The 6502-nt window shown below is 66.6% G+C and carries 7 protein-coding genes; all 7 read left to right on the top strand.

All coding sequences use genetic code 11. The features are described from left to right. Nucleotides 1-91 precede the first annotated feature (91 nt). The 7 genes from Q8814_RS12190 (at nt 92) to ahcY (ending at nt 6498) form a co-directional block, all read left to right on the top strand. Nucleotides 92-1177, top strand: coding sequence for a tobH protein (locus Q8814_RS12190; RefSeq protein WP_330152282.1), 1086 nt, complete (start codon nt 92-94; stop codon nt 1175-1177). Next, nucleotides 1177-2439 (top strand): mannose-6-phosphate isomerase, class I, encoded by a 1263-nt coding sequence (gene manA / locus Q8814_RS12185; RefSeq protein ID WP_330152281.1) that lies wholly within the window; start codon nt 1177-1179, stop codon nt 2437-2439. Before Q8814_RS12190 ends, manA begins: the two co-directional genes overlap by 1 nt. A gap of 192 nt (nt 2440-2631) precedes the next feature. Further along, the gene (locus tag Q8814_RS12180; RefSeq protein WP_330152280.1) at nt 2632-3879 is read left to right on the top strand and encodes an alkane 1-monooxygenase; all 1248 of its coding nucleotides are present in this window, start codon (nt 2632-2634) and stop codon (nt 3877-3879) included. A 5-nt stretch (nt 3880-3884) separates the two neighbouring features. Then, entirely contained in the window at nt 3885-4052 is a 168-nt protein-coding gene (locus tag Q8814_RS12175; RefSeq protein ID WP_330152279.1) for a rubredoxin, read from the top strand. Further along, a complete protein-coding gene (locus tag Q8814_RS12170; RefSeq protein ID WP_330152278.1) occupies nt 4049-4234 on the top strand; it encodes a rubredoxin in 186 nt (61 codons plus the stop codon). The genes Q8814_RS12175 and Q8814_RS12170 overlap by 4 nt, the downstream gene beginning before the upstream one ends. Nucleotides 4235-4317: 83 nt before the next feature. Continuing rightward, nucleotides 4318-4938: a TetR family transcriptional regulator gene (locus tag Q8814_RS12165; protein ID WP_330152277.1), complete on the top strand. Its 621-nt coding sequence runs from the start codon at nt 4318-4320 to the stop codon at nt 4936-4938. Nucleotides 4939-5028: 90 nt separating this feature from the next. Then, nucleotides 5029-6498: an adenosylhomocysteinase gene (gene ahcY, locus Q8814_RS12160; protein WP_330152276.1), complete on the top strand. Its 1470-nt coding sequence runs from the start codon at nt 5029-5031 to the stop codon at nt 6496-6498. Nucleotides 6499-6502: the final 4 nt, after the last annotated feature.

The raw sequence follows: 6502 nt of genomic DNA, 5'->3' as shown, positions 1-6502 counted from the left end.
TGACGGAACCAGTCGTAGCGGGAATAATCGAAATGCCCGGTGTGCCGGATCGGGGCGGGTCGACGTCGGCGGAAGGGATGGTGACGCGGACATGACGGCTCCCTCGTCGCTGTTCGACTTCGACGACGCGGACGCCCTGATCGCGGCCGATGTCGACGGTGTTCTCCGCTCTGCCGCCCTCGGGGGCGCCCAGATCCGTGCCGTGGCGTCGGCCGTCGACGAGCAAGCTCTTGCCCGGCTCGACGGACTGCATCCGCGGAGCGTGGTCCTCGTCGGTGGAGACGCCCGCGCAGCTCGTGCCGCCGAACTTGTCGTGGCGACATGTTCGTCCCGCTCGGCTGTGCCTCTGGTGCAGGCCGCGACGACACCGCCGTGGGTCGGACCGCTCGACGTCGTGGTGGTCTCCGGAAACGATGCCGGTGACCCGCAGCTGGTGGCGTCCGTCGATGCGGCGCTGCGGCGCAGCGCCGAGGTCGTCGTCGACGCCCCGCAGGAGGGGCCGATCCGGGCGGTCGCGGCCGGGCGGGCACTTGTTCTCGCGCCCCGGGTGACGGTGCCACCGAGATACGCATTGGCGCACCATGTCGCGGTGTTCTGCGCTGTACTGAGCGCTATGGAGGCCGTGCGGGTCGCGAACTTCCTGCCGACGCTGGCGGACCTGGCGGATGCAGCGGACGCCGAAGCCGGAGGAAACCATCCGTCGAACGAGGTGTTCCACAACCCGGCCAAGGCGCTCGCGATCCGCATGCTGTCGCGGCGGGTGATCTTCGCAGGCGATTCCGCCGCCACGGTCGTGCTCGCTCGTCACGCGTCGGATTCCCTGCTGCAGGGTGCCGGTGTGATCGCGTCGGCGGCCGCGCTGAGCGATGTGCTGGTGGCGCGGGACCGCCTACTCGAGCACACGGCGGCCGGCGGTGAGGGCTTCGACCCGTTCTTCCACGACGAGGAATTGGACGGTCCTGCACCGGCCGATCCCGCGCGGGTGTTCCTGCTCAGTGTGGAGGACGACCGAGTGGCCGCGCGACGCCGAGCGGCGGCCCTGCCGGATATGGAGTTGGTGTCTGTTGTGGGGGACTTCGAATCCCTGGCTGTGCCGCCGGTGCTGGAACAGCTCACGGTGTTGATCGTGCGATTCGAGATGACTGCGGCGTATCTGCGCCTGGCTGGGGGGCGGTAGTGCACCGACTCGAAGGTGCCGTGCGGTCGTATGCGTGGGGGTCGAGGACCGCAATTGCATCGTTGTGCGGCCGGACGGTGCCGTCCGCTCATCCCGAGGCCGAGCTGTGGCTCGGGGCGCACCCGGCCGACCCGGCGCGGGTGGTCGAATCGAAGGACGGCGCAGCCTCACTGCTCGACGTGCTCGAATCGGACCCGTCCGGTCAGCTCGGGACGGACAGCATCGAGCGGTTCGGTCCGCACCTGCCGTTCCTACTGAAACTGCTCGCGGCGGAGGAGCCGTTGTCGCTCCAGGCGCATCCGAGCGCAGCGCAGGCCGTCGAGGGGTTCGCGCGCGAGGAAGCGATGGGCCTGCCGGCCGATTCGCCCGTCCGCAACTACCGCGATCCCAGCCACAAGCCCGAACTCGTGGTCGCGCTGACCCGGTTCGAGGCTCTCGCAGGATTCCGCGATCCCCGGCGCACCGTCGAACTCCTCGAGGTGCTGGGTGTGCCCGAACTCGATCCGTACGTGGGACTGCTTGCGGGGCAGCCTGATTCCGGAGGATTGCGGGCCCTGTTCACGACGTGGATCACGTTGCCGCCCCCGGCGTTGTCCGCGCTGTTGCCGCGGGTGCTCGACGGTTGCGTCACGTATCTGGCGACGGACGGTCGCGGGCCGCGGGAATTCGTGGCGGAGGTGCGGACCGCCCTGCAACTCGCGGACTTCTACCCCGGCGACGCGGGCGTGCTGGCGTCGTTGCTGCTCAACCGGATCACTCTCGAGCCGGGCCAGGGACTGTACCTCGACGCCGGCAACCTGCATGCCTACCTCCACGGTATGGGCATCGAGATCATGGCGAACTCCGACAACGTTCTGCGCGGTGGCCTGACACCCAAGCACGTCGACGTGCCCGAGTTGTTGCGTGTGCTCGACTTCCGGTCTCCGGCGGTGCCGATCCTCGAGCCCGAACCGGTGACGTCGCACGAGTGGCGGTACCGCACTCCCGCGCCCGAATTCGCGTTGTCCCGGCTCGAGCCGGGGGTCGGCGACACCGTCGCGTTGTCGCCGTGCGGCCCTCAGATTCTGTTGTGCACGGCCGGGGCGGTACGCCTGAGGTGCCACGGCGAAACCCTCGATCTGGTGCCGGGTGAGTCGGTATGGCTTTCGGCCTCGGACCCGGAGGTCGTGCTCGAGGCGCAGGCTCCGGACAGCCAGGTCTTCCGCGCCCGCCTCGGCGACGCGCGCGGTGCGGACGGCGACGGCGCACATCCCGTGTCCTGAGAATTCACGACGCAGGGCGGCTCCGATGGGGAGCCGCCCTGCGTCGTTCGTCGCCTGGCTGTGCTTGTTTACAAATCGATGCAAATGTCTAGCCTGCGCACGCGGAACGGACTAAAGTCCATTTGCAAGTGACGGGGGTCACTTGCGTGTCGGCTGCACGGCAGCACGGCAGCGCACGGACGAGGAGGCGACATGACGACGCACGCGGCGGGGCCGAAGAACGCGCCCGACCTGCAGTGGCGCGACCGCAAGCGGTACCTGTGGCTGCTCGGCCTGGTTCCGCCGACAGCGATCTTTCTCGCCACCGCGCTCGTTTGGGGCGGTAATCAACTGGGTCTGAACGCGCTCACCCCTGCCGTGTGGTGGATCGGCCCACTGCTGATCTATGTCCTCGTCCCGAGTCTCGATCTCTTCGTCGGACCCGACGGTGAAAATCCCCCCGAGGAACTCGTCGAGAAACTCGAGAACGATCGTTACTACCGGTACTGCACGTATCTGTATCTGCCGTTCCAGTTCGCGACCCTGGTGTGGGCTTGCTACCTGTGGTCGGCCGACGATCTGTCGTGGCTCGGTATCGACGGCGGCCTCGGAATCGCTTCGAAGGTCGGTCTCGCCCTGTCGGTCGGTGTCGTCGCGGGTATCGGTATCAACACCGCACACGAACTCGGCCACAAGAAGGTCGACTTCGAACGCACGCTCTCCAAGATTGCGCTCACACAATCGTTCTACGGCCATTTCTTCATCGAGCACAATCGCGGCCATCACGTACGTGTCGCCACACCCGAGGATCCGGCATCGGCACGATTCGGCGAGAGCTTCTGGGCCTTCCTGCCGCGCACGGTCGTCGGGAGCGCGCGCTCGGCCTGGCGTCTCGAACGTGCGCGTCTCGACCGGCTCGGGTCGTCGCCCTGGACGCTGCGCAACGACGTCCTCAGCGCGTGGCTGATGTCGGTTGCACTGTTCGGAATCCTCGTTGCGGTCTTCGGGATCGGTATCGCGCCGTTCCTGCTGATCCAAGCCGTGTTCGGATTCGGACTGCTCGAAACCGTCAACTATCTCGAACACTACGGTCTGCTCCGCCGGAAGACGGCGAGCGGCCGATACGAGAGGTGCAACCCGGCACACAGCTGGAACAGCGACCATCTCGTGACCAACATCTTCCTCTACCACCTGCAGCGCCACAGCGACCATCACGCCAACCCGACCCGGCGCTACCAGACGCTGCGCAGCATGGATGTCTCTCCGAACCTGCCCGCCGGTTACGCGACGATGCTGACCCTCGCGTACTTCCCGCCGCTGTGGCGCAAGGTGATGGACCACCGTGTGCTCGCGCACTACGGCGGCGACATCTCCCGCGTCAACATCCAGCCGAGCAAGAGGGACGCGATCATGGCCCGGTACGGGAACGCGGGCACGGCGCCCACGGCAGAAGGGAGCTGACCGACATGGCCGCCTACCGCTGTCCGGTGTGCGACTTCGTGTTCGACGAAACCAGGGGCGTGCCCCGCGAGGGCTTTCCCCCGGGAACCGCATGGAACGCGGTACCCGACGACTGGTGCTGCCCCGACTGCGGGGTGCGCGAGAAGATCGACTTCGAGGAGTTCACCGGATGACGACGAACCATCGGCTGTTCCGTTGTCTCGTATGCGGTTTCGAATACGACGAAGCAACCGGGTGGCCCGACGAGGGTATCGGGCCCGGCACCCGCTGGGAGGACATCCCGGACGATTGGAGCTGTCCCGATTGTGGCGCGGCGAAGTCGGATTTCGAGATGGTCGAGATCGCCCGGAGATGACGCGTGACGATTCGGCGGCTCCGTCGGGCGCGGTGAGACCGCAGATTTTGACGACGCCGCGCCCGCGTGGGAATGTCTCGTCCATGGCGAGTGTGCACGGGCAGCCCGCTCGGATTCCGTTTCACGAGGCGAGCCGCGTGCTGCTGCGCTCGACGATCCTCGATGCGATGCGCGAACTGCTGCACGACCGCGACTGGTCGGCCGTCACGATGAGCGACGTTGCCCGCGCTGCCGGCATCAGTCGTCAGACGCTCTACAAGGAGTTCGTGTCTCGCCAGGGACTCGCGCAGGGCTACGCGCTGCGCCTGGTCGACGAGTTCGTCGATGCGGTCGCCGACTCCGTGTACGCGCACGTCGGGGACGCGCGAACCGCCCTCTCGCACGGCTTCGCGTCGTTCTTCTCGGCCTCGGCCGCGGATCCGCTGGTCCGCTCGCTGCTTACCGGCGACGCGAAGCCCGACCTGCTCCGGTTGATCACCACCGACGCCGCCCCGATCCTCGAACGCGGAGCGGGGCGGCTCACCGACACGTTCCATCACAGCTGGATCGCCGCATCCGAGACCGACGCCGGAGTGCTGGCCCGCGCTGTGGTGCGTGTCGCATTGAGTTTCATCTCCATGCCACCCGTATCCGGCAGCGACGTTGCCGTCGAACTCGCCGAGCTCCTAGCGCCTTTCGTCGAGAAGGCCGCCGTAGCCGACTGAAGGTCTGCTCCGGCCGCCCGTGTCGTAGCGCGTTACGTTGTATAGCCTGGGGTGAATCGATCGATTGCCGACAGGAAGAGGCATCCGCCAGTGTCAGAAACCACGCTCGTCGCCGACCAGCTCAACGGACTCGATTTCAAGGTCGCGGACCTCTCGCTCGCCGAGTTCGGGCGCAAGGAGATCCGTCTGGCGGAGCACGAGATGCCGGGACTGATGACGTTGCGCCGCGAGTACGCCGAGGTGCAGCCGCTGAAGGGTGCGCGCATCTCCGGCTCGCTGCACATGACCGTCCAGACCGCGGTGCTGATCGAGACGCTCGTCTCGCTCGGTGCGGAGGTGCGGTGGGCGTCGTGCAATATCTTCTCCACGCAGGACCACGCCGCGGCCGCCGTGGTCGTGGGCCCGCACGGCACCCCCGAGGAGCCGAGGGGCGTGCCGGTGTTCGCATGGAAGGGCGAGACCCTCGCGGAGTACTGGTGGGCGGCCGAGCAGATGCTCACCTGGCCGGGACAGCCCGCGAACATGATCCTCGACGACGGCGGCGATGCGACGATGCTCGTGCTCAAGGGCGCGCAGTTCGAGAAGGCCGGCGTCGTTCCCCCGATCGACGAAGAGCGGGACTCGGCGGAGTACCAGGTATTCCTGCAGCTGCTGGGTCGTTCGCTTGCTGCCGATGCGAAGAAGTGGTCCACGGTCGCGGAGTCCGTCAAGGGTGTGACCGAGGAGACCACCACGGGTGTGCTGCGCCTGTACCAGCTCGCGGCCGCCGGTGAGCTGACGTTCCCCGCGATCAATGTCAACGACTCGGTTACCAAGAGCAAGTTCGACAACAAGTACGGCACCCGGCACTCGCTGCTCGACGGCATCAACCGCGGCACCGATGTGCTCATCGGTGGCAAGGCCGCGCTCGTGTGCGGATACGGCGACGTCGGCAAGGGTTGCGCGGAGGCACTGCGCGGTCAGGGTGCCCGGGTCTCGGTGACCGAAATCGATCCGATCAACGCGTTGCAGGCGATGATGGACGGATACGACGTGGTCACCGTCGAGGACTTCATCGGTCAGGCCGATATCGTGATCACCTCCACGGGCAACAAGGACATCATCACCTTCGAGCACATGAAGGCGATGAAGCACCAGGCGATCCTGGGCAACATCGGCCACTTCGACAACGAGATCGACATGGCCGGCCTCGAGCGGTCCGCCGGCGTCACACGGATCAACATCAAGCCGCAGGTCGACGAGTTCACCTTTGCCGACGGGCATTCGATCATCGTGTTGTCGGAGGGGCGTCTGCTCAACCTCGGTAACGCGACCGGTCACCCCTCCTTCGTGATGAGCAACTCGTTCGCGAACCAGGTGATCGCGCAGATCGAACTGTGGACCAAGCCGGACGAGTACGACAACGAGGTGTACCGCCTGCCCAAGCACCTCGACGAGAAGGTCGCGAAGATCCACGTCGAGGCGCTCGGTGGAAAGCTCACCAAGCTGACCAAGGAGCAGGCCGAGTACATCGGCGTCGATGTCGAGGGTCCGTACAAGCCCGAGCACTACCGGTACTGAGTTC

The sequence above is a fragment of the Rhodococcus chondri genome (assembly GCF_036327435.1).
Lineage (GTDB): Bacteria > Actinomycetota > Actinomycetes > Mycobacteriales > Mycobacteriaceae > Rhodococcus > Rhodococcus chondri.
The sequence above is the reverse complement of the archived record's forward strand: the minus strand, read 5'-3'. Positions and strand labels throughout refer to the sequence as shown.